At 69.8% G+C, this 21,664-nt stretch carries 21 protein-coding genes; 8 read left to right on the top strand and 13 right to left on the bottom strand.

Going from position 1 to position 21,664, the window contains the following annotated elements:
• Positions 1-100 precede the first annotated feature (100 nt).
• Both LBN7_RS09225 and LBN7_RS09220 read left to right on the top strand, forming a co-directional pair.
• Entirely contained in the window at positions 101-1,051 is a 951-nt protein-coding gene (locus LBN7_RS09225; RefSeq protein WP_407361624.1) for a hypothetical protein, read from the top strand.
• A gap of 72 nt (positions 1,052-1,123) precedes the next feature.
• Positions 1,124-1,300: a hypothetical protein gene (locus tag LBN7_RS09220; protein ID WP_165807954.1), complete on the top strand. Its 177-nt coding sequence runs from the start codon at positions 1,124-1,126 to the stop codon at positions 1,298-1,300.
• A 1-nt stretch (position 1,301) separates the two neighbouring features.
• Here LBN7_RS09220 and LBN7_RS09215 read toward each other — a convergent pair whose 3' ends face one another.
• From LBN7_RS09215 to argG, 6 genes are all read right to left on the bottom strand, one after another.
• Positions 1,302-2,063 (bottom strand): alpha/beta fold hydrolase, encoded by a 762-nt coding sequence (locus LBN7_RS09215; protein ID WP_407361623.1) that lies wholly within the window; start codon positions 2,061-2,063, stop codon positions 1,302-1,304.
• Positions 2,064-2,170: 107 nt separating this feature from the next.
• Positions 2,171-4,858, bottom strand: coding sequence for a penicillin acylase family protein (locus LBN7_RS09210; RefSeq protein ID WP_407361622.1), 2,688 nt, complete (start codon positions 4,856-4,858; stop codon positions 2,171-2,173).
• 130 nt (positions 4,859-4,988) lie between these two features.
• On the bottom strand, positions 4,989-6,824 hold the full coding sequence (locus tag LBN7_RS09205; protein WP_407361621.1) for a YhgE/Pip family protein: 1,836 nt from the start codon (positions 6,822-6,824) through the stop codon (positions 4,989-4,991).
• Positions 6,821-7,534, bottom strand: coding sequence for a hypothetical protein (locus LBN7_RS09200; RefSeq protein WP_407361620.1), 714 nt, complete (start codon positions 7,532-7,534; stop codon positions 6,821-6,823). Before LBN7_RS09200 ends, LBN7_RS09205 begins: the two co-directional genes overlap by 4 nt.
• Positions 7,531-8,163: a TetR/AcrR family transcriptional regulator gene (locus tag LBN7_RS09195; protein WP_116633261.1), complete on the bottom strand. Its 633-nt coding sequence runs from the start codon at positions 8,161-8,163 to the stop codon at positions 7,531-7,533. The genes LBN7_RS09200 and LBN7_RS09195 overlap by 4 nt, the downstream gene beginning before the upstream one ends.
• A 232-nt stretch (positions 8,164-8,395) precedes the next feature.
• Positions 8,396-9,829, bottom strand: a complete 1,434-nt coding sequence (argG, locus tag LBN7_RS09190) for an argininosuccinate synthase (protein WP_407361619.1) — start codon at positions 9,827-9,829, stop codon at positions 8,396-8,398.
• Between the two features lie 95 nt (positions 9,830-9,924).
• Between argG and LBN7_RS09185 the strand changes: the two genes are divergently transcribed.
• On the top strand, positions 9,925-10,518 hold the full coding sequence (locus LBN7_RS09185) for a hypothetical protein (protein ID WP_407361618.1): 594 nt from the start codon (positions 9,925-9,927) through the stop codon (positions 10,516-10,518).
• Here the strand turns inward: LBN7_RS09185 and LBN7_RS09180 are convergent.
• Positions 10,499-10,915 (bottom strand): helix-turn-helix domain-containing protein, encoded by a 417-nt coding sequence (locus LBN7_RS09180; protein ID WP_116633258.1) that lies wholly within the window; start codon positions 10,913-10,915, stop codon positions 10,499-10,501. The genes LBN7_RS09185 and LBN7_RS09180 overlap by 20 nt on opposite strands.
• A 97-nt stretch (positions 10,916-11,012) precedes the next feature.
• On the opposite strand from LBN7_RS09180, the gene LBN7_RS09175 reads away from it, so the two are divergent.
• The 5 genes from LBN7_RS09175 to LBN7_RS09155 all read left to right on the top strand — a co-directional run bounded on the left by LBN7_RS09175 (position 11,013) and on the right by LBN7_RS09155 (position 16,248).
• Positions 11,013-12,368, top strand: a complete 1,356-nt coding sequence (locus tag LBN7_RS09175) for an MFS transporter (protein WP_407361617.1) — start codon at positions 11,013-11,015, stop codon at positions 12,366-12,368.
• Entirely contained in the window at positions 12,365-13,165 is an 801-nt protein-coding gene (locus LBN7_RS09170; protein ID WP_407361616.1) for an NAD(P)H-dependent oxidoreductase, read from the top strand. Before LBN7_RS09175 ends, LBN7_RS09170 begins: the two co-directional genes overlap by 4 nt.
• A 157-nt stretch (positions 13,166-13,322) precedes the next feature.
• Positions 13,323-14,030 (top strand): ZIP family metal transporter, encoded by a 708-nt coding sequence (locus LBN7_RS09165; protein WP_407361615.1) that lies wholly within the window; start codon positions 13,323-13,325, stop codon positions 14,028-14,030.
• A 189-nt stretch (positions 14,031-14,219) separates the two neighbouring features.
• Entirely contained in the window at positions 14,220-15,188 is a 969-nt protein-coding gene (locus LBN7_RS09160) for an alpha/beta hydrolase fold domain-containing protein (protein WP_116633254.1), read from the top strand.
• A 64-nt stretch (positions 15,189-15,252) separates the two neighbouring features.
• Positions 15,253-16,248 (top strand): LysR family transcriptional regulator, encoded by a 996-nt coding sequence (locus LBN7_RS09155; RefSeq protein ID WP_407361614.1) that lies wholly within the window; start codon positions 15,253-15,255, stop codon positions 16,246-16,248.
• Positions 16,249-16,282: 34 nt separating this feature from the next.
• Here LBN7_RS09155 and LBN7_RS09150 read toward each other — a convergent pair whose 3' ends face one another.
• Genes LBN7_RS09150 through LBN7_RS09125 form a run of 6 tightly spaced genes read right to left on the bottom strand, consistent with a single transcriptional unit; the run spans position 16,283 to position 21,661 of the window.
• On the bottom strand, positions 16,283-17,398 hold the full coding sequence (locus LBN7_RS09150) for a hypothetical protein (RefSeq protein ID WP_407361613.1): 1,116 nt from the start codon (positions 17,396-17,398) through the stop codon (positions 16,283-16,285).
• A complete protein-coding gene (locus LBN7_RS09145; RefSeq protein WP_407361612.1) occupies positions 17,392-18,156 on the bottom strand; it encodes a hypothetical protein in 765 nt (254 codons plus the stop codon). Before LBN7_RS09145 ends, LBN7_RS09150 begins: the two co-directional genes overlap by 7 nt.
• The gene (locus LBN7_RS09140; RefSeq protein ID WP_407361611.1) at positions 18,153-19,322 is read right to left on the bottom strand and encodes a VWA domain-containing protein; all 1,170 of its coding nucleotides are present in this window, start codon (positions 19,320-19,322) and stop codon (positions 18,153-18,155) included. Before LBN7_RS09140 ends, LBN7_RS09145 begins: the two co-directional genes overlap by 4 nt.
• The gene (locus LBN7_RS09135) at positions 19,319-20,305 is read right to left on the bottom strand and encodes a VWA domain-containing protein (protein WP_407361610.1); all 987 of its coding nucleotides are present in this window, start codon (positions 20,303-20,305) and stop codon (positions 19,319-19,321) included. The genes LBN7_RS09140 and LBN7_RS09135 overlap by 4 nt, the downstream gene beginning before the upstream one ends.
• Positions 20,296-20,787 (bottom strand): hypothetical protein, encoded by a 492-nt coding sequence (locus LBN7_RS09130; RefSeq protein ID WP_407361609.1) that lies wholly within the window; start codon positions 20,785-20,787, stop codon positions 20,296-20,298. The genes LBN7_RS09135 and LBN7_RS09130 overlap by 10 nt, the downstream gene beginning before the upstream one ends.
• Complete coding sequence (locus tag LBN7_RS09125; protein ID WP_116633247.1) at positions 20,774-21,661, bottom strand: DUF58 domain-containing protein; 888 nt, start codon at positions 21,659-21,661, stop codon at positions 20,774-20,776. Before LBN7_RS09125 ends, LBN7_RS09130 begins: the two co-directional genes overlap by 14 nt.
• Between the last annotated feature and the right edge of the window lie 3 nt (positions 21,662-21,664).

Genomic DNA, 21,664 nt, shown 5'->3' with positions numbered 1-21,664 from the left:
TCGCTGAAACTACTTCTGCACCGACCGAGCGTGGCGGAACTTCGTCCACAATCCCCCGCTCCTGGGCCCTACGAGAGCGGGTTGTTCACACACTTCTCGGATGACTGATGAGACGAGGACCATCCCGCAGCGCGCTGCCGCCGCCTATTCGCGCATCGCCTTCACCCGGGCAGACCTGCTCGCCCTGGGCATGTCAGCCCGCTCGATCTCACGGGAGGTCCGACGGGGGCATCTTCAACATGTCCGACGCGATCGCTACGTCCTGGCCGAGGCGAACGGAGACATCGTGGAAGCGGTCCGGATCGGCGGGCGATTGACGTGTCTGTCACAGCTCGCGCTGATGGGTGTGTTCGTGCACCGGCCGCGCGGCCTGCACGTCTTCGTCACGCGAGGGAGCTCTCGGTTGCGCTCACCGAAGGGGCGGCACGTCACCCTTCATTGGAACCTCTCGTCTGTCACGCCGGAGCTCCTCCACGTCGCGCCGTTGATCGACGCAGCACGTCACGCGGTGCGGTGCCAGGAGCCCCGCGCCGCGGTCGCCACGCTGGACAGCCTGGTGCATCACGGCCTGCTGACGGCTTCTCAGGTGGACGAGGTCTTCGCCGGACTGCCGGCCCGGTTGAAGGCCGTGCGTGGGCTCGTCGACGGCTCCGCCGAATCGGGACCCGAGACATTCGTGCGCCTGATCCTCCGGGCCATCGGCGCCCTATTCGAGACGCAGGTGTTCATCGCCGGCGTCGGGCGGGTGGACTTCGTCGTGGAGGGATGGCTGATCATCGAATGCGACAGCAAGGAGTTCCATGAGGGATGGCAGAAGCAGCAGGACGACCGGCGCCGCGACCTCGCGGCCGCCCGACGCGGATACGTGACGATCCGTCCGCTGGCGACGGACATCCTCGGTGACCGGCAGACCGTGCAGAAGGCACTGCGGGAGGTCATCGAGGTGCTCGGTCCGCGATTCACCGGCGATCGACGTTCACAATTCAGCAAGAACGGTGCCCGACAGCCCTCGCGAGCCCGGTATTCGCAGTCAGCGCGAGATTCTGGCTGAATTGTGAACGGCTGCGCAGCGGCACCGGTGACCGACCTGGAGAAATATGCGCGCGGGCGGTACCGTGCTGCCATGGAGACGTTCCTGATCGTCCTCGGCGTGATCGCTGTGGCGTGGTTCGCGATGCTGATGCGGCGGCCTCGGGCGTCGCGCGGGGCCGATCCGGACGGATTCGCGGTGGATCCGGCGCTGTCGAAGGCGCTCGACGACTCCGCGTCCGACAGCGTCAGGTTCCGGGGATACCCCTGATTCAGCGGGCGTCCGCGAAGCGCTGGATCAGGCGGGCGGCCGGCTCAGAGTCGGTGATCAGGGTGCCGTGACCGTGGTCGGGGATGACCTTCAGCTCGGCGCCGGGGATCGCGTCGATGATCGCCTGGCACCAGCTCATCGGTGCGAGCGGGTCGTCCTCTCCTCGCAGCACCAGCACCGGGCAGTCGATGCGGGCGAAGGCGTCTTCGGGCTCATGCACGATCGTGGCCCGGATCTTCCGGATCAGGTGCGGCCCTCCGCGCAGATACTCCCTCGCGCCGCGCCAGATCACGAGCGGACGCTCGCCCAGCAGGTCGATCAGCAGGTACCTCGCCTGGGATGCGACGTTGCGCGCCGCCTTGTCGACGGTCGGTCCGGCGAGGATCACCTTCGCGACGAGCGACGGATGCCGTGCCGCGAGCTCGGCCGCGATCTGACTCCCCATCGAGTGCCCGATGACGATCACGGGTTCCTCGCCGGTGTGACGGAGGTAGGCGGCGACGAGGTCGGCGTGACGCTCCATCGTGAGGTTCCGGGTGGGCTCCGGCGCCTCACCGAAGCCCGGCAGGTCGAGTGCGATCACACGGCCGTCGAGACGCTGCACCACGTCGAGGTAGACGCTGCGCCCCATGCCGATGCCGTGCAGCAGCAGGAAGGTGTGCTCGCCCTCGCCGAAAGTCTCGGCGATGAGGGTCGCCCCGCCGTACTCGTATTCGAGCAGGGTGACGGGGGTGCCCTTCGGGGCGAGGTAGCTGGTCGGCACCCGTCAACGGTAGTCGACCCGGCTGGACGGGCGCTTCGACAGGCTCAGCGACCCAGTGGAGTCGACCCGGCTGTGCGGGCGCTTCGATGGCTCAGCGACCCGGTGGTTCAGCCGGCGGGCGTCAGCACCAGCGTGTGCACGGCGGCGCTGTCGACCGCCTTCGCGGAGAACGCCCACGGACGCTGGATGCCGACCGCCCAGTCTTCGGTCTGATCCACGTAGTGCTCGGCGAACGCGTGGCCGGAGGCCCCGGTGAGGTGGATCCACGTCGAGGCGTCGAAGTCCGACAGGTCGACCACCATGCGCATCGAGGGCACCGTGGTGGTCGCGTAGGAGGTGCCGAGCTCCCACCCCGTCGCGTTCACGACCGATGCTCCGCCGCCGACACGGAAGGGGCCGCGGTTGAAGAGGGCCTCGATCGGCGCGATGCCCGAGGCGCCGAGGGTGTCGCTGCGGAGGGTGATCGCGTGCAGGTCGCCCCAGTTCCAGAGCGCGACCGCCGTGCCCTGAAGCCCGGAGAGCTCGTCATAGGCGTCTTCGGCCGAGAGCGCGAGCATCTCGTCCATCCCGTCGACATCGAGCTCCGTGTTGGTCCAGAGCGGATCCGACGGATCCTCCAGCATGCCCGCCACGACCGTGAACAGCCGGGCTTGTCCGTCGATGGGAAGCGGCTGTTCGCGTCGGCCGAAGATGTTCTGCACGAGGTTCGACCAGAGCACGTTCGCGTACGCGGCGGCGGCGGAGGATGCCGTGTTCTGCGCGTCCCAGGAGCGGAGCAGCTCGACGGCCTCTCGCGGGCCCGCCCCGGAGACCTCGATGTCGGCGAGGGCGGCGGCGAGCTGCTTGCCGATCCACATCTCGTTGTCCATCTGGATGGCGCGCATGTCCTTCGCCGTCAGAGGCCCGGCGGCGGCGCGACGTTCGATCAGGTAGGCGATGCGGGCGGCGCGGTACCCGTAGTCCCAATCGCGGGAGAGGAAGTACTCGTAGTCGTCGGTGACGATCGCGTTGTTCGCGGTGACGATGTAGCCCGAGGTCGGGTTGTACGAAACCGGCAGCTCCTCGAACGGGATGAATCCGGTCCAGTCGTAGCTGCTGTCCCAACCGGGCTGCGGCATCCACCCGTCGCCCGCGCCGCGGATCGGCAGGCGCCCCGGCGTCTGGTAGCCGATGTTGCCGTCGGTGTCGGCGTAGATGAGGTTCTGCGCGGGCACGTCGAAGAGTGAGGCGGCGTAGCGGAAGTCATCGAAGTCCTGCGCGGTCGAGAGCGCGAAGATCGCGGTCGCGGCCGTGCCGGGGTCGAGGGCGGTCCAGCGGAGGCTGACCGCGTACTCGGGTTCCACCTTCGGCTCTGGCAGGGTTCCGCCGGAGAACAGATCGGGGCCTCCCGGAATGCCCGCCTCGAGCGCGGGGACCGGGTCTTCGGCGATCGCAGTGAAGTCGTCGGTGAGCCCGGAGATGATCGGACCGTGGACCGTGGAGCGGATGGTCAGTTCGATGTCGTCCCCGCCTGCGACCTTGATCGTCTCGGTGCTCTCCTCGAGGGGCACGAGGACGCCGTCGCGCCAGTACTCGTCGCCCTGCACGCGTTCGATGTAGAGGTCTGTGACATCGGTGGTGAGGTTCGTGAAGCCCCACGCGACCTTCTGGTTGTGCCCGATCACGATGCCGGGAAGGCCGGAGAAAGAGAAGCCGCCGACGTCGAACGGGCACGCCGCATTCACCGTCGAGCACTTGAGCTGCACCTGGTACCAGACGGAGGGGAGGGATGCTCCGAGGTGCGGGTCGTTGGCCAGCAGCGGCATCCCCGTGTCGGTGAGGTCGCCGGAGACGACCCAGGAGTTCGATCCGATGCCCTCGCCCAGGTCGCCCACGAGCATGCTCGCCGCGGCGATCACGTCGGAGGTCTTCTCCCACTCCACGGTCGTGACCGCCTGCTGCACGTCAGCGCCCGTGTCGGACAGGAAGGCGGCGGGTTCGGCATCCGTCTCGAGCGCGGGGACCGTCGAGATCTTCGGGACGATCACCGGATTCTCATCGAACGGATACTCCGGGTAGAGCCTCTCGAGCATCGCGGTCGTGTGGTCTGAGGCATCCGACGCATCATCACCCGCGGGGCCGGCATCCAGCTCGGCGGCGAGGAGCGCGCGCTCGGTCTCGTCCTCGACGTTGCCGCGCAGATCCCAGGCCATGGCCTTGAGCCAGGCGACGGAGTCGGCGGGCTCCCAGGGCTCAGGGGCGTAGTCCGGGTTCTGCATGCCGAGCACGGCATATTCCAGCGAGAGCTCTGCGCCCGAGCGCGAGGCAAGATACGCGTTGACGCCGGCGGCGTATGCCTCGTAGTAGCTCAGGGTCACGTCGTCCATCGCCTCGACCTCTGCCTCGGCGACCTTGCGCCAGCCGAGCGTGCGGAGGAAGGCGTCGGTTCCGGCCTGCGAGGCCCCGAACATCTCGGCGACGCGCCCCGATGTCACGTGCCGGCGGAAGTCCATCTCGAAGAAGCGGTCCTGCGCGTGCACGAATCCCTGCGCGTAGAAGAGGTCGTCCGTCGAGTCGGCGGTGATCGTCGGCACGCCGCTGGCATCGCGCTGCACCGTGACGGTGGCCGTGAGCCCCTCCACCTCGATCGCGCCCTCGGTCTGCGGGAACGACCGCTGGATCGTCCACGTGACGAAGAAGGCTGCGGCGACCGCGATCACGACGATCGCGGCGACGACGAGGAACGCGATCCGCCCGATCCGGACGCCCAGAGAAGGGCGGGAGGGGACGGCGGTGGCCGGCGAATCAGTCGTCATCGTTGAACGCTCTTCTCGGGATAGCAGGTGGGACTCAGTCCCACCGAGCCCCAGTGCGCGTGTCAGGGCCGCGCCTTCGCATCATATCCGCCGGAGGTCCTGGCCGCAGGAGCGCTCCGGCGGACAGGGTTCACCCGATGAGGCTCGGCTGCAGATCCCGCAGCGTGCGTCGGTGCGTCATGCGCGTCACCCCGACCATCGCGAGCGCCAGGGCGCCGACGAGCCACAGGGCGAGGACGGCCAGATCCCAGCCGGCCCGGGCGAGGTCTCCGCCGTACATCAGCTGACGCATCGCGTCGACGACGTATCCCAGCGGCAGCACATGGTGCAGGGCCGCGAGCGGGGCCGGGAGGGTCTGCCACGGGAACGTGCCGCCGGCGGTGACGAGCTGCAGCACCATCAGCACCAGGCCGAGGAACTGCCCGACGGATCCCAGCCAGACGTTCAGCGTGAGGATGATCGCGGCGAACGTCGCCGAGGCGAGCACCATCACCCCGAGTGTGCCGATGGGATTGTCGAACGTGAAGCCGAGCGTGATCGCGAGGATGCCCATCAGTCCCACCATCTGCACGGCGCCCAGCATGGCGGGGGTCAGCCATCCCGCGAGCGTGATGCGGATCGGGGAGTGCAGTGCCGTGACCGCGCGACGCGAGATCGGCTTGACGATGAGGAACAGCGCGTAGATGCCGATCCAGGCCGAGAGCGCCGCGAAGAACGGCGCGAGCCCGGCGCCGTAGTCCTCAGCCGAGGCGACCTTGTCGCTCGAGACCTTCACCGGGTCGGCGATCGTGTCGGCCTGCAGCGAGCGGAGCTCGGGCGTGGATGCCGGGATCTGCCCGACCCCGTCGGAGAGCCCGTCGCGCAGCTCCGCGGTGCCCGCCGCGAGCGTGCCGAGTCCGTCGCGGAGCTGAGCGGCGCCGGCATTCGCGGATGCCGCACCGCTCGCGACCGTGCCCGCTCCGGTCGCGAGCTCGGAGGCGCCGGAGGCGAGGGATGCGGCGCCGGCGGCGAGCTGATCGACCTGGCCGACCGCGGTCTGCACCTTCGAGTTGCCGTCCTGCAGGCGGCTCGCCAGAGGGTCGAGGGCCGCGAGGACCTGATCGATCTCCTCCTGTGTCACGCCCTGCTCGGCGAGGGTGGTCGCGATGTCGGCGCGCACCTGGGGCAGCGCATCGGCGGCCTGCTGCACGGCCGCACCCGCGCGGTCGGCGACGTCGGCGAGCTGTCGGTTCCCCGCGCTCACCTGCTGCGCCCCGCTCGCCAGCGTCTGCGCGCCGGCGGCGAGCTGCGCGGTGCCGTCGGCGAGCTGCGCCGTGCCGTCGGCGAGGGTGGAGCTTCCGGATGCCGCGGTGTTCGCGCCATCGGTCAGCTGGGTCGCTCCGTCGGCGGCGGTGATCAGGCTGTCGCGCACGTCGCTCAGGCCGGTGAGCAGACGCTCGGCGGCCTCGCTCCCGACCATCTCGGCCACGGAGCTGCGGATCTTCTCGACAGCCTGCGTTCCCATCGAGGAGGCGAGGTAGTTGTTGGCGTCGTTGGTCTCCAGGTCGATGCGCGCCTGGTGCGGGTCGTCGCCCGCCGCCGAGGTGAGCGCGGAGGAGAAGTCGGCGGGGATCGTCACGGTGAAGTCGACGGTGCCCTCGCGCAGAGCATCCGCGGCCTCTTCCGCGGTCATCCGCTGCCAGTCGAAGGCGTTGCCGTCGATGAGGTTGTCGGCCACGTCCTCGCCGTAGTTCACGGTGTCGGAGCCGGCCCCCTGGTTCCCTGAGGTTGCGGCAGGGGCGCCCTCGTCGTCGACGACCAGCGCCACAGGGACCTCGGGGAACTTCGCGTAGGGGTCCTGGTTGGCCCACAGGTAGAGACCGCCGTAGAGGATCGGCACGCAGATCAGCGCGACGAGGGCGATGATGCCCATCTTGCTCGCGGTGAGGCGCCGCAGCTCGGCGGCGATCATGGAAGGAACCTTCATCGCTCGCCTCCGTTCTCGATCGGGGCTTCGGATTCCGGGGCTTCGGGCCCCGAAGTGGCGCCGGATTCCTCGAGCACGAGCGGCTGGATCGGCCCGGAGGCGTTGATCGCGTCGAATTCCTGCATCCGCTCGAGGGCGACGGCTGCCGAGCCGCCGATGATCACGAGCATGGCGTAGCCGCGGTCGGCGAACTCGCCGGCGATGCGCCACCAGCCGTCGGGGCTGCCGCCGTGCCGGTCGGGGGCGACGAGCACGATGCCCTCGACCCCGTCGCGCAGCACCGCGAGCTCGCACATGATGCGCACGCGGGCAGCGGGGTCGACGGTGCCGATCGGGACGGATGCCAGTTCGGCGAACCCGAGCTGAGCCAGCCAGCGGCGCGCGTGCAGAGGCGTCGCGCCGACGCCGGCGAACATGAGCTCCTCGCCCACGACTCCGGCGAGCGTGATGTCGGCGTGCGGGTCGCTGACGTCCGGTGCATCGACCAGAGCCACGCGTCGCCGCAGCTCCTTCGCGTTCTCGGCGCCGTCGAGGGTGACTCGGCCGGCGTCCGGCCGCATCCGTCCGCTCGCGATCAGTCCGAGCACGGTCGGCCGCTGCTCGGTCTCGGCGAGGGCGAAGCGCACGGCTCCGGTGTGGAACTCGAGGCTCGTCACCGGCAGTGCCTGTCCGCCGCGCCCCTTGCTCACCTCGTGCAGGGTGATCCTCACGCTGTCGCCTCCTCATCGATCTCCGCGGCGATGATGTCGGGATGTGCGGCGAGCAGCTCATCCGCTTCTCGCCACGACAGTCCGGCGATGCTCAGCACCGTGCGCACCGCGACGTTCGCGGCGCCCATGCTGGCGGCATCCGTACGCGAGACGACCGTGCGCGCCATCTCCTCGATCAGCCGGGCGAGGGTGGGGGCGGCGAGGTCGGTGCGGAAGCTCCCGTCCTCCTGTCCGCGACGGGCGAGCGCCGCGACCGTGCGACGCAGGGGCGCGAGTGCTGCCGCCGTGTGCTCGACGTGCGCCTCGTCGAGGGCGAGCGCGGCGGCGACCTGCACGTGCGCGGCCTCCTGCCAGAGACGGGCGGCGAGGCGGGCGAGGGCGATGCGGCTGTCGGGATCGTCGACCGAGGCGGCGATGGCGTTGAAGCGCTGCGCGCCGCTGGAGATGAGCTCGCGGATCAGTGCGTCGCGGTCGTCGAAGTGTCCGTAGAGGGTGCGGCGCGAGAGTCCGGCGCTGCGGGCGATGACGTCGACGGAAGCGTGCGGATCGTTCGCGAGGGTCGCACGGGCGGCGTCGAGGATGCCGGCGCGGTTCTCCACGGAATCGCGGCGGGGTGCACGGGTGGTCATGTCCCCATGCTACTTATAGTGCACACGAGTGTGCAAGATAACTCGGAGGACTCACAGGCTCCGCGCATCTCCGCGTTCACAACTCAGCACGGAACGCCCGTTCTCGTTCGGGCGGGATGCTCTGCGCGGCGAGGCGGCGAGTTCTTGCTGAATTGTGAACGGCGCCGCGGAGTGTCGGAACGCAGAAGGGGGGCGGATGCCGCAGCATCCGCCCCCCTTAGTGAAGAACAGGTCAGTCCGTGCCGGAGTCGAAGGCCGCGCCCTCGGAGGCGACGTCCACGGCATCCGCCAGGTTCTCGTCGACCTCTTCGACCGAACCGGTGATCTCGCCCGACTCGCCCGCGGTCACGCGGCCGACGAGCTCGCCCGTGGCGCCCCCGATGAGGCCGAGGCCGGCGTACTGCTCGAGGCGCGAGCGGGAATCGGCGATGTCGAGGTTGCGCATCGTGAGCTGCCCGATGCGGTCGACCGGGCCGAAGGCGGCGTCGCCGACGCGCTCCATCGACAGCTTCTCCGGACCGTACGAGAGGTTCGGCGAGACGGTGTCGAGGATGGTCCAGTCGTCACCGCGGCGCAGACGGATGGTGACCGAGCCCGAGATCGTGAGGCCGACCCAGCGCTGGATCGACTCGCGCAGCATGAGCGACTGCGGCTCGAGCCAGCGTCCCTCGTACATCAGGCGACCGAGGCGGCGGCCCTGCTCGTGGTAGGTCGCGAGCGTGTCCTCGTTCAGGATGCCGTTGACCAGGCGCTCGTAGGCGATGAAGAGCAGTGCCATGGCCGGGGCCTCGTAGATGCCGCGCGACTTCGCCTCGATGATGCGGTTCTCGATCTGGTCGCTCATGCCGAGACCGTGGCGTCCGCCGATCGTGTTGGCCTCCATGACGAGGGCCACCGGGTCGCTGTACTCGACACCGTTGATGGCGACGGGGCGGCCGGCCTCGAAGGTCACCGTGACGTCTTCGGTCTCGATCGCGACCGAGGGATCCCAGAACTTCACGCCCATGATCGGGTCGACGGTCTCGAGCGAGACGTCGAGGTGCTCGAGCGTCTTGGCCTCGTGCGTCGCGCCCCAGATGTTCGCGTCGGTCGAGTACGCCTTCTCGGCGGAATCGCGGTACGGGAAGTCGTGGGCGACGAGCCAGTCGCTCATCTCCTTGCGGCCGCCGAGCTCGGTGACGAAGTCGGCGTCGAGCCACGGCTTGTAGATGCGCAGGCGCGGGTTGGCGAGCAGGCCGTAGCGGTAGAACCGCTCGATGTCGTTGCCCTTGTAGGTGGAGCCGTCGCCCCAGATGTCGACGCCGTCCTCCTTCATGGCGCGCACCAGCAGCGTGCCGGTGACCGCGCGACCGAGCGGCGTCGTGTTGAAGTAGGTCTTGCCGCCGGAGCGGATGTGGAAGGCGCCGCAGGAGAGGGCGACGAGGCCCTCTTCGACCAGGGCGGTCTTGCAGTCGACCAGGCGCGAGGCCTCGGCGCCGTACTCCAGCGCACGGCCGGGGATCGACGCGATGTCGTCTTCGTCGTACTGCCCGAGGTCACCGGTGTAGGTGAAGGGCACGGCGCCCTTGTCGCGCATCCACGCGACGGCGACGGAGGTGTCGAGTCCTCCGGAGAAGGCGATGCCGACGCGCTCGCCGACGGGCAGGGACTGGAGGACCTTGGACATGCTTTCCAGTCTATCCGCGGGCGGCGTGTCGCCCTGTGCCGCATGACGACGGCGACGCTCAGGCCCCTTGAGGCCGAAGTCGATAGTGTGACCGCGTGCAGAGACCTGCTGACTTCTTCGGCCCGCCGGGCGCGGCAGATTCGTTCGTGTGGAGCATCGTGCTGATGATCGGGATGCTTTTCGGCCTGGTCGCCGTACTCATGATCATCCGGGATCGGCCGCATCTCCGTGCTCGGGCCTGGTGGATCTTCGGCGGCGCCTGCCTGCTTGCCATCGTCGCCGCGGTGAGTGTGCAGTACTTCCGGGTCGCGTCCGCGACACGGGACGAGATGACCACGCAGCTCGAGTTCCCCGTCGACTATCACGATCTCGACGGCGGAGACACCGCCGCGACCTTCACTCTGAGCGCGGACGGCACAGCGGAACTCCGCGGACTCTCGCTCGGCACGGAGGAGCGGAGCGCTGATGGCGACCGCCGATGCCTGGCCGGCGACGTGATCCCGGTCGTCGGGGAAGGGCGCTGGTGGACGACCGATCAAGGGTGGGTGATCGTCGAGGCCGACGACCGGCGCACGCGATTCGTGCAGGACGATTCGCTGCTCATGGCCGAGGGCTGGGGGAAGGTCTATGTCCTGACGCCATGTACGGAGGACTACACGGCGACATTCGTCACACCCGACCTCCAGTGATCAACTCCTGCCGCTCCTCATCGCGGACGGATGCCGGAGCGGCCAGCATCCGTCTCTGATGCGCGGCGTACTCGCCGCCCCACCGGGTGAGGGAGTCGACCAGGGGGCCGGCGCCGCGCCCGAGGTCGCTCAGCCGGTACTCGACCTTGGGCGGCACCTGCCGGTACACCTCGCGGGTGATCAGTCCGTCGTCCTCGAGCTCTCGCAGCTGCCGCGTGAGCACGCGGGCCGTGGGCTCGAGCAGGAGGCGGCTCAGCTCGCCGAAGCGCAGCACGCCGTGCTCGCCGAGGAGGGAGAGGATGCTGGGCTTCCAGGCGCCGCCGAGCACGGCGATCGACACCTCGGCGTCGCAGGCATCCGTCCACTCCCGGACGATGCGCTCCGTCTTCTCCCTCATGAGCTCGCCTCTCGTGCTTCCTCAGTATCCAAACGGTCACTATGTGACCGGAATGACAGTACTTGTCCCCTCCGTACCATCACACCAGACTGGGACCGTGACGTCCAGTACCCCCACGACCCTCGCCCCCACCCGTTCCCTCCGCCACCCCTGGCTCGCGATGATCCCGCTGCAGCTCGGCATCCTCATCGGGGCCCTCGCGATCAGCAGCGTCTCGACCGCCCTGCCGGCGATCCGCGGCGATCTCGCCCTCACCGACAGCGGAGCCCTGTGGCTCGTCGACATCTACTCCCTGTCGCTCGCGGCCACACTCATCCTCGCGGCGCGGATCGGCGACACCTTCGGACGCAAGCGCATCGTGCTCATCGGCCTCGCGGGGTTCGCCGTGCTCAACGCCATCGGCGGGTTCGCCGACAACGGGCTGGTGCTGATCGCGATCCGGGCTCTGCTCGGAGTCGCGGAGGCGTTCGTCGTCGCGGGCGTGGTCGCCACGATCGGCGCCCACTACCAGGCGCGGGAGCGCGTGCTCGCCTACGGCCTGTGGACGGCGACCTTCGGCGCCGGGAGCGCGCTGGGCCCGGTGCTCGGCGGGATCATCACCGAGGGCCCGGGATGGCGGTGGCTGCTCCTCGGCAGCGTGCCCCTGGCCGTGATCGCCGGCGCGCTCGCGATCTGGTTGGTGCCCGACTCCCGCAGCTCCCGTTCGGCGTCGTGGGACGTGCTCAGCATCCTGTCGTCGATCGTCGCCCTCGGGGCGCTTGTCTTCGCGCTGCACGAGGTGCTCGCGGCGCCGGTTCCCGCGGCCGTCGCCGGTGTCGTCGCCGTCGCGGTCCTGATCTTCTTCATCCGCCGGCAGCGCACGTTGCGCGAGCCGCTCATCGACATGCGGTTGTTCGGCGTGCCGGGCTTCAGCCCCGCGATCACGCGGATCCTCGCGAGCAGCGGGGTGGCGTCGGCATCCGTGGTGCTGGTGAGCCTCCACCTGCAGGATGCACGCGGTCACAGTGCGGCCGAGGCGGGGATCGCGATCCTGCCGCAGGCGGTCGCCATCGCCCTCGGCGGCGTGCTGGCACCGGTGTTCCTGCGGGTGCTGAGCGCGAACGCGTTGACGGTGCTGGCACTGACGGTGCAGGGCGCAGGGCTCGCCTGGCTCGCCTTCGATCTGGATCTGGTCGCGCTCCCTCTCCTGCTCGTCGGTCTCGGCTTCGGGATCGGGGCGACTCTCGCGGCGACCGCGCTGTTCGACGTGACGACGGAGGACGACGCGGGCCAGGTGGGTGCGATCCAGGAGGTCGGCTTCGCGCTCGGAGGCGGACTCGGCATCGCGGTGCTCGGCACCATCGGCTCGATCCTCGGGGCGAGCGGGTTCACCGTCGCCCTGTTCATCGCGGCGGTGGTCGTGGTCGCCGCGGCCGTCCTTCCGCTCGTCCGCACCCGGAAGGCGACGTCATGAGCGCCGAGCGCCCGACCGCGCACTGGATCCTCGCGCACCCGCAGTCGAGCTCGTTCAACGCACGGCTCTTCCGGGAGGGAACCCAGGCGCTCGCCGCCGACTACGACGTGGTGACCACCGATCTCTACGCGCAGGGCTTCGACCCGGTCCTCGACGCGAAGGATCTCGGTGAGCCCTTCGGCCGCCCCGGCAACCTCGTGGACCTCATGGGCGAAGCTCAGGCTGCGGGGCAGCTGACCGACGACGTGGTCGAGGAGCAGCGCAAAGTCGCCGCGGCCGAGCTTCTCGTGTTCCAGTTCCCCCTGTGGTGGTACGGCGTGCCCGCGATCCTGAAGGGCTGGTTCGATCGCGTGCTCACGAACGGGTTCGCCTACGGCACGGTCGACCCCGAGAGCGGCGTGCCGCTGCGCTACGGCGCCGGACCCCTCGCGGGCCGGCGGGCGCTGGTGATCGTCACAGCCGGTGAGGACGAGCGATCCATCGGTCCGCGCGGCATCAGCGGAGACATCGACTCGCTGCTCTTCCCGGTGACGCACGGCACCCTCTGGTACACCGGGATCGAGCCGCTCGACCTGCATGTCGTGCACGACGCCGACGGCCTCGACACGACAGGAATCGACCGTGAGATCGGGCGTCTCGGTCGGCGCCTCGCAGGGATCCGCACCGAGACGCCGCAACGACCGTACCGGCGTCTGCAGGACGGCGAATACCGTGGCACGAGAGCGCTGCGCGCCGACATCCTTGCTGATCGCACCGATCTCGGCATCCACCGCACGGGCGTCGATCCGGCTCGCTGAGACCGGCCTCAGATGTCTTCGTGCCGCGGCCCGGTACCCGAAAAACGGAGATCGGATGCCGCGGGCGCGGCGTGTCCGGACGCGACTCGCCGATACGCGCAGAGATCGTCTCTGTTTTCCGCTCGCGGGGTGCCAGAGTGTCAGGCGGAGGCATGACATGGGCGAAGCGGTGCTGTGGGGTGTGGTCGCGGCATCCCCGCTGTTCGTGGGAGCGGTGCTCGCCATGCTGCGGGTCTGGCCGCCGCGCTGGCTCGGCATCGTCCTCGGCTTCGGGGCCGGAGCGCTGATGGCCTCGATCGCCTTCGAACTCTGGGAAGAGGGGCTGGAGCGGGGCGGTGCTGTCCCGCTCGTCAGCGGAGTCGCAGCCGGGGCCCTCGCGTACTACATCGCCGCGCGCATCCTCGATGCCAGGGCGGCGAGGAAGAAGGGCGAGGCGGGAGGGGGTCAGCTCGCCGTCGGCGCCCTGCTCGACGGCATCCCCGAGCAGCTCGTGCTCGGCATCGGGCTCGCCTCCGGCGAACCCGTCAGCATCGCACTGGTCGTCGCGATCCTCGTCTCGAACCTGCCGGAGTCGATCGGGTCGGCGGCCGACCTCCTGAAGGGCGGCATGGCGAAGAACCGCGTGCTGCTCCTCTGGGCCGGCGTCGCCGTCATCTGCGCGCTCGCCACCGTCGCGGGCTTCGGCCTCGCGACCGTGACGGGCGATGCGTTCCGCACCGCGGCGAGCGGCTTCGCCGCCGGCGCCCTCCTCGTCATGCTCGTCGACTCGATGGTGCCCGAGGCGCAGTCGAAGGCGAAGGAGTCCACGGGTCTCGCGACCGTGCTCGGCTTCGCGCTCGCCGCAGGTCTGTCGTTCGCCGGCTGACGACACGCTCCGGTGGCAGTTCGGCAGGGTCGACGGCCCGGGCACTGTGCTCTTCTGCCACGGGAGCGCCCCGCCGGATGGCGGCCGGACGGGGCGAGATCGGGGGCGGGTGGCGGGTTACCGTGGGGGAAGACGTGAAGGATGCTGGCGGGACGCCGCCACGCAGACGGCGAGGACAAAGGAGTTCTGATGACTGACACGCTGGCTCGCCCGCCCTTCGACCCCGAGCTCGAAGCCGCACTCGCCCTGGTCGCCGACCAGATCCCGTCCACCCTCACGCCGGAGATGATCCCGCTCATGCGCCAGGCGCCGGTCAGCGGCGACGAGGAGATCTTCGCCGTGCTCGAGGCGCGGGGCTTCACGCGCCGCGACGTTCCGATCGCCGGGCACGGAGGGGACGAGATCGTCGTCTCCGTGATCGAGAAGGAGGGGCGGACGGGCACGGGACCCGGCTTCTTCCACACGCACGGTGGCGGCATGATCATCGGCAACCGGTGGCTGGGCGTCGTCGGCTTCCTCGACTGGGCAGAGCGCTTCAACGGCGTGATCGTGACCGTGGAGTACCGGCTCGCGCCAGAGTACCCCGACCCGTTCCCGGTCGAGGACTGCTACGCCGCGCTCGTGTGGACGGCGGACCACGCGGAAGACCTCGGCATCGACCTGTCGCGTCTGCTGATCGGCGGCGGCAGCGCCGGAGGAGGACTGGCGGCCGGTACGGCGCTCATCGCCCGCGACCGCAGAGGTCCGGCGCTCGTCGGGCAGCTGCTCATCTACCCCATGCTCGACGACCGCGACGAGACGGTCTCGACGCGGCAGATCGACGGCATCGGCGTCTGGGATCGCGGTTCCAACATCACCGGCTGGACCGCTCTGCTCGGTGACCGCAAGGGCGGCGCCGACGTCTCGATCTACGCCGCTCCTGCTCGCGCGACCGATCTCGCGGGCCTGCCCCCGGCGTTCATCGACTGCGGCAGCGCCGAGGTGTTCCGCGATGAGGACGTGGCCTACGCCACGCGCCTCTGGGAGGCCGGCGTCCAGGCCGAGCTGCACGTCTGGGCCGGAGGGTTCCATGGGTTCGACATGTTCGCACCGCACGCGGCCGTCGCGCAGGCGATGCTCGCCGCGCGCGACAACTGGGTGAACCGCCTGCTGTCGTGACGCCGTCCCCTACGGGGTCGCGAGTCGACCCCGTAGGGTGGAACTCCCGCGCGATGGAGCCGACATGCAAGATCTGCTGGGGCGTCTCACCGCCCTCGACCCGGACGCCAGCGAGACCCTCAAGGTCGTCACGTACTTCGATGCCCTCGTGGAGCGGTCGGTCGGCGTCGAGAGCATGCTGCGCGGTGCTGCGGTGTTGAGCGGCGCGACGGTCGGGCAACGCGACGGCCGTCAGATCATGCGTGTGCGGGCCGACGGCGTCCGCATCGATCCGATCGATCCCCGAGACGGATGGATGCTGCGCGACAGCGGACCCGACGCCGTCGTGTGGATCGAACGCGAGGGCGAGCCGCACACCAACGACGCGATGATCCTCGAGCGGCTCGCGCTCGCGCTCGGCATCATCCGCGCGCGCCGCTCGGTCGGCACGGCGAGTGCGGTCGAGCTCGCCATCAGCTCCTATGCGGGTGCCGACGAGCGGGTCGGCGCGCTGTCTCGGCTGCGGCTCGCGCCCGGACGCTTCCGCGTGATCGCCTCCCTCCCCGATCCGGCACCCGGCGCGCAGCATCCGTCCGTGGTCGTGGCGACCCGGCACGGACTCACCCGGGCGACGATCCTCCCGGAGGGGGTCGCGGTCGAGGGCGCCTGGGATGACGACGACGATCTCCGACGCGGCGTCGGCACGGCAGGCACCGAGGAGCAGCTCCCCGCCTCCTGGGCCGCGGCCCTGGTGGCCGTGCGACTGACCTCGCCCGCAGAGCCCACCCTCGACGCCGCCGATCTCGGCGCGCTGCTGCTGATCGCCGAGAACGCCGATTCCGGCGCCCTGCACGCGGATGCGGCGGCGCTCGCGCACCTCGACGCCCGCAGCCTCGAACTGCTCGACGCGGTTGTCGACGAGCAGAGCGTGCGGGCGGCCGCCGTGCGTCTGGGCCGACACCACTCCAGCGTGCAGGATCGCCTCACGGCGCTCACCGAGACGCTCGGCTATGACCCGCGCACCTCTCGCGGGCATGCGCGGTTCGTCGTCGCCCGGATGCTGCTGCGCCTCGCCGACTGAGACGCTTCGCGGCGGCGACGCGACGGGGTTCGGGTCAGCCGAAGCCGGGGTACTCCTCGAGCTTCTTCTCGAACTCGGCGCGGTCGGCCTCGCTGAGCACGCCGCTGGCGATCACGACGAGCTGCAGTCCTTCGAGCGGCTCCCCGGTGCGCGCGTTCTGCGCCTGGCGGGCGGTCAGGAAGCCGCCGCCCGGGTCGTTCGACAGATCGTAGATGTTCGCGTAGAACCGCAGCGGATCGGGGTAGTTCTCGGTGTAGTACTCCCACGTGTTCTGCGTGCGCGGGTCATCGCTGCCGTAGAGCTTCGCGATCATCGCCGGGTCGATGCCCGAGTTCGTCGGGTCGTTGAACGAGTAGAGGTCCCACAGCCCGTGCTCGAGCACGACCTCGTCGATCACGGCCATGACGTCGAGCTTCTGCGCGTAGTCCTGGATCGGCTCGTTCGTCGCCCAGCCCGGGGAGGTGTACTCCACGAGCATGGATTCGCCGCCGTAGCCGTTGCGTTCCGGGCGCAGGTCCTCATCGCCGACCGGCACCCAGGTGTAGCCGAACTCGGCGGTCAGCCGGGCACGGATGTCGGCGAACAGCACGTCGGCCTGTGCCCGCACCTCTTCGAGGGACTGCTGGCTCAGCGTCTGCTGCGGGTCGGTGCCCTTGATCGCGGGATACGCCTCCTCGTGCTTCTGCTCGTCGCTCTTCACGCCCTCGTAGTTGCCGGAGGCCGACGTCTGCAGGGCGCTCATGCCGCCGACCGTCGCGACGTTGAACAGGATCGTCACGATGAGCGCGATCGCGCCCAGCATCCGTCCGCGCGGAGAGAACAGGGCGGCGACGATCACCGCGACGACCACCAGCTGCAGAGCCAGCATCGTCACGCCGTAGAGGATGTCGGTGCCGCCGGCGACGAGCGTGCCGAGGAGGATCAGCGCGAACAGGACGGATGCCGCCAGAGCGATCCAGCCGAGGGCGTTCGCCGGCTTCTTCTCCGTGTCGAGCGTCGCGACGGCACCGGGCGTCGGCGGCAGTGGCCCACCGGCTGCGGGTGCCTGCTGGCGACGCGCGCCGCGGTAGCCTCCGGGCGGAGGGACGGGCGGCGCCCCCTCGGTTCCGGCGATGTACCGTGCCCGCTGCTTCTCGTGGTCCATCACCATGGCTTGTCCGTTCCCGAGCTGCCGGGGTCGTCGTTCTGCTGCTGATCGCGCTCCTGCGTGCCCTGCTCGAGCTTGTCCTGCAGGTCCTCCAGCTTGTCCTCGGACGGCTGCGGCTCCTGGTCCTCGGGCTGCGGCTCCTGGGGCTGGGGCTCCTGCTCCTGTTCCTGCTGCTTCTGCTTGAGCCGCTCCTCGGTGCCGTCGAGGGCGTCCGACATGTCGCGCTCCGGATCGGAGGACTGCTGCTGCGCCTCGTCGCTTCGGCATTCCTCGGGCGTCTCGACGGTGATCGTCAGCGCCTCGCCGTACAGCTGCGCCGCCGTCGCGCCGTCGCCGCCGGCGCGGGCCGCATCGCCCATGCGCTCCACGACGAGGGCCAGGTTGATGCGCACGCCGCACACCTCGAGACCGTGCGCGAGTTCCAGGGCCTCCTCGAGCTTCGCCCTCGCCTCGGGCAGCTGCTCGGCTGCGCCGAGCGCCGTGCCGACGTTGAAGGGCGCCTTGTACGGCTCGAACCAGTTCAGGAACTCCTGCCCGCGGGCCGACGCCTCGGAACCGGCGTAGTCGTCGACCACGTAGGCGGTCACCGCCTGATGGGCGAAGGCGTACATGCTCAGCAGCTTGCCGACGAAGAACAGCGCGGCGAGTGTGAGAGGGAGGGTCCCGATCGCGACCCAGCGGCGGATGCTGCGCCGTCGGCGGTTCGATCGCAGCAGGGCTGCGGCGGCCTCGGCCCCTGAGCTCGTCGAAGGGTCGGTCACGAGGCACCTCCTCCGTCGGACGTCGGCGCAGACGTTTCGTCTCGTCGCTGCGCTCCTCGCTCAACGACCGGTGAGCGTGGCTCGACGACCGGTGAGCGTGGTGCCTTGAGCTGACGGAGCCGGGCGATGAGCAGCGTCGCGCGCGTGAGCTCGACGCCGAGGAGCGCGATGATCACCAGCGCGGCGATCCAGTACAGCTCGGTGACGTTGCCGACCTCGCCGGACTCGGCGTAGCTCGTCGTGGTCGAGGGCGCCTCGGGCAGCGTCGGCGCGGCATCCGCCGTCCGGTGCTGGTAGTCGACGCCGAGCTGCTCGGCGACCGCCTCGAGGTTCTGCTCGTCGATGACCGAGAGCGCGTTCTCGCCCTGGTATTCGATGTACCCCTCGTCGGCGTTCACCCCTCCGCCCGTGATGCGCATGGGGCCGCCCTCGGCGGTACCGTAGCCGAACACGCCGCCGGCGTCGGTGTACTTCGCGCTGCCGCTGAACGGCTCGGGGGGCGTATCGACCGTCTGCTCGCCGTCGCCGAAGTAGAACACCATCCGCGAGCGGTCCGGAGAGGCCTCGGCGGCCGAGGCGAGCGTCTCGGAGACCAGCGGCGCGGAGATGCCGATCGAGCTGCCGCGCGACTGGCTGGTCACCTCGGGTCGCAGCACTTCGAGCGACCCCATCAGCGCGGTGGTGTCGGTGGTCAACGGCATCCGCAGTTCCGCCGCCGCATCGGAGGTGATCAGGGCGAACCGCGCGCCGGGGTATTCCTCGACGATCGCGCGGACGTCTTCACGGACGCCGTCGAGCCGGGGCTCTCCGTCGCCCCAGTCCTCCGCCACGATGCTCGCGGTGGTGTCGACGACGAGCACGATGTCGGTGTCGGTCGCAAGCGTCTGGGTCGCACCGCCGGGGATGCCGGGGCGCAGCAGCATCACGAAGCACGCGAGCAGAAGGAGAAGACGCAGCGCCCACAGGGCGCGCTGCTGAGCGCGCGAGCGGGACTGCGCCCGAGACGCTTCGACGGGCTCAGCGACCCCTTCCCCTGACCCCTGCTTCCGCGGGGTCCCTGAGCTCGTCGAAGTGCCCCCGCGCAGAGTCAGCCAGACGGCGAGGGCGATCACGGGCACGAACAGCAGCACGAGCAGCAGCGGATGGAGGACGGGCTGGAAGATCACAGTCTCACCCTCCACAGCACCACGGCGAACGAGAGCAGCGTGATCGACAGCACCACGATCCAGAGATTCGGACTGTCGGTCCAGACGACCTGCGCCTCGCCGCGCAGCTCGGTCGCCTCCTGCTCCTGCACCTCGGTCACGATGTCGGACACGGTCGTCGTGTCGCGCAGACCGTAGGCGGCGCCCCCGGTCGTCTCGGCCGCGGCGGCGAGCTCGGCGCTCACCTCGGCATCCTTGCCCTGCACCGGGTTCAGGGCGAACACGCGCACGCCCTTGGCCTTGGCGTAGCCGGCCGCCTCCTCGAGCGTCACGATCGAGGCGCCGTTGATCTCATTGTCGGTGGCGAAGATGACCGAGCGCGACCGCTCGTCGTCGGGGCGGTCGAAGCCCATCGTGCACGCGGCGAGACCGTCGCCGATCAGTGAGGCGCCGTCGCCGTTGAGGGTTCCGACCCAGTGCTCGGGGATCTGATCGACGTAGTCGAAGCTCTCCTTGATGCTCGCGAGGTGCTCTCGGATGAAGTCGTAGTCGTCGGTGAGCGGGAAGATCTGCACGGGAGAGCTGTTGAAGATCGTCAGGCCGATCCGTTCGCCCTCGAAGTCCTCGAGCAGCTCTTCGAACACGCTCAGCACCTCGACGTCGACCTCGGTCATCGAGCCCGACACGTCGAGGCACAGCATGATGTCGCGGCTGGTGTTCACCGGCTGGATGGTCTGCGACGACATCGGCCGGGCGGCCACCACACCGGCCGCGACCGTCGCCACCGTGCCGAGCACGAGGATGCCGGACAGCGCGAGCACCCGCCGGCTCAGCGCCTGGCGGAACGACGGCAGCGCGCGCAGACGCTCGGCACGGGCGACCCGCGCCCGTTCGCCGGCTTCACCGCGTCCGGCGCGGCGCAGGCCCAGCGCGAGCCCGATGCCGAGTGCGACCAGCACGACCGCGAGGGCGACGATGATCATCCAGAAGTTGGCTAGTGCCATGTGCGCACCACCGTCCGCGCCGCGTCGGCACCCGCGATCGGGTCGATCGCCGGTCCCTGACGGAAGATGCTCGGGTAGTAGTGCCGACCCATCGCATCGATGAGTGCGGGATGCACCCCGCGGGCCTTGAGGTCGTCGAGCGCGAGCACGGGTGCTTCGAGGCCGCTGTACTCGTTCACGAACGTGCGCACGACCCTGCTCAACTCGAAGTTCGCGTTCCGCGCGGAGAGCTTCCGCTCCCGGTAGTCGGTCTCGACCATCTGGATGCGGTCGAGGTACTCCGTGCGCAGCTGCGAGAGCACGTCGACCGTGAGCAGGGTCGGTCCCTGGGGCTCTCCGGCGGTGGAGAGGACGCGCCGGGGACGGGTGAGCACGATCAGCAGCCATGCGCCGAGCACCAGCAGGATCAGGATGCCGATGGCGAGCAGCATCCATCCCCAGCCGTACTGCGCCGGCGGGTAGAGCTCGTCAGATCCCGGCATGAGACCTCCGGTTCAGCAGCTGCAGCAGCTGCGAGACCGCGTCGTCCTGCCCGTCGAGTGCGGCATGGCTGATCTCCATGCGCTTCAGGGTCTCGGCGAGACGCGCGGCATCCGCCTCGGTCTGCGCCGTGAGCTCGCGGACGATGCCGAGGTCGCCCTGCACGAAGTCCGGAACGTCCCACCGGCTGTCGACGTCGCTGCGGATGGTGCGCGTCGTGTGGTCGAGCACGGGGTCGGCGTCACGCACCGTGAGCCACAGCACGTCGTGCTGCACGCGCAGTCGTCGCAGCATCCGCTCGGTCTCGTCGGTGATCGGCGCCTCGTCGGTGATCACGACGACGATCATGCGGCGGGAGATCGTTCGCGTGACGTATGACAGCAGGGCGTCGCGATCGCTCGGGGCGGTGCTCTCGTCGATGGCCCTGTCGATCGTGCGCAGGGCGTGCTCGAGTGCGCCCTCGCTGCGGCCGGGCGCTCGGCGGCGCACACGCTCCGCATCGCCGTAGACCGTCGTGAAGTCGTCGCCGTGGCGCAGGGCGAGCACGCCGAGGACGCCGGTCGCGAGGATCGCCAGATCCTTCTTGGACTTCTCGTCGTGGGCGAGCGCGGCCATCGAGCGCCCGGTGTCGACCACGAACATGATCGTGTGCATGCGCATCGCGCGATGACGCTTGACCAGCGGAGTGCCCAGCCGCGCGGTCGCACGCCAGTCGATGTCGCGCACCTGATCGCCGTACTCGTACTTGCGCAGATCCTCGAAGTCGAGACTGCGCCCGTGCAGCAGCGACGCGTACGCGCCGTCGAGCGCGTGCAGCGACTTGCGCGACGAGTGGATGAAGAGCTTGCTCTTCACCTGCGTGATCAGGCTGGGCATGGG

Source organism: Microbacterium sp. LBN7, assembly GCF_045690345.1.
Taxonomy (GTDB): domain Bacteria; phylum Actinomycetota; class Actinomycetes; order Actinomycetales; family Microbacteriaceae; genus Microbacterium.
This window is presented reverse-complemented; position numbering and strand designations above follow the sequence as displayed.

Bases quoted from the DNA above. Each gene is read 5' to 3' on its own strand.
- LBN7_RS09225 (WP_407361624.1), top strand. From the start codon at position 101: ATGACTGATGAGACGAGGACCATCCCGCAGCGCGCTGCCGCCGCCTAT.
- LBN7_RS09220 (WP_165807954.1), top strand. From the start codon at position 1,124: ATGGAGACGTTCCTGATCGTCCTCGGCGTGATCGCTGTGGCGTGGTTC.
- LBN7_RS09210 (WP_407361622.1), bottom strand. From the start codon at position 4,858: ATGACGACTGATTCGCCGGCCACCGCCGTCCCCTCCCGCCCTTCTCTG.
- LBN7_RS09205 (WP_407361621.1), bottom strand. From the start codon at position 6,824: ATGAAGGTTCCTTCCATGATCGCCGCCGAGCTGCGGCGCCTCACCGCG.
- LBN7_RS09195 (WP_116633261.1), bottom strand. From the start codon at position 8,163: ATGACCACCCGTGCACCCCGCCGCGATTCCGTGGAGAACCGCGCCGGC.
- argG (WP_407361619.1), bottom strand. From the start codon at position 9,829: ATGTCCAAGGTCCTCCAGTCCCTGCCCGTCGGCGAGCGCGTCGGCATC.
- LBN7_RS09180 (WP_116633258.1), bottom strand. From the start codon at position 10,915: ATGAGGGAGAAGACGGAGCGCATCGTCCGGGAGTGGACGGATGCCTGC.
- LBN7_RS09170 (WP_407361616.1), top strand. From the start codon at position 12,365: ATGAGCGCCGAGCGCCCGACCGCGCACTGGATCCTCGCGCACCCGCAG.
- LBN7_RS09165 (WP_407361615.1), top strand. From the start codon at position 13,323: ATGGGCGAAGCGGTGCTGTGGGGTGTGGTCGCGGCATCCCCGCTGTTC.
- LBN7_RS09160 (WP_116633254.1), top strand. From the start codon at position 14,220: ATGACTGACACGCTGGCTCGCCCGCCCTTCGACCCCGAGCTCGAAGCC.
- LBN7_RS09155 (WP_407361614.1), top strand. From the start codon at position 15,253: ATGCAAGATCTGCTGGGGCGTCTCACCGCCCTCGACCCGGACGCCAGC.
- LBN7_RS09150 (WP_407361613.1), bottom strand. From the start codon at position 17,398: ATGGTGATGGACCACGAGAAGCAGCGGGCACGGTACATCGCCGGAACC.
- LBN7_RS09135 (WP_407361610.1), bottom strand. From the start codon at position 20,305: ATGGCACTAGCCAACTTCTGGATGATCATCGTCGCCCTCGCGGTCGTG.
- LBN7_RS09130 (WP_407361609.1), bottom strand. From the start codon at position 20,787: ATGCCGGGATCTGACGAGCTCTACCCGCCGGCGCAGTACGGCTGGGGA.
- LBN7_RS09125 (WP_116633247.1), bottom strand. From the start codon at position 21,661: ATGCCCAGCCTGATCACGCAGGTGAAGAGCAAGCTCTTCATCCACTCG.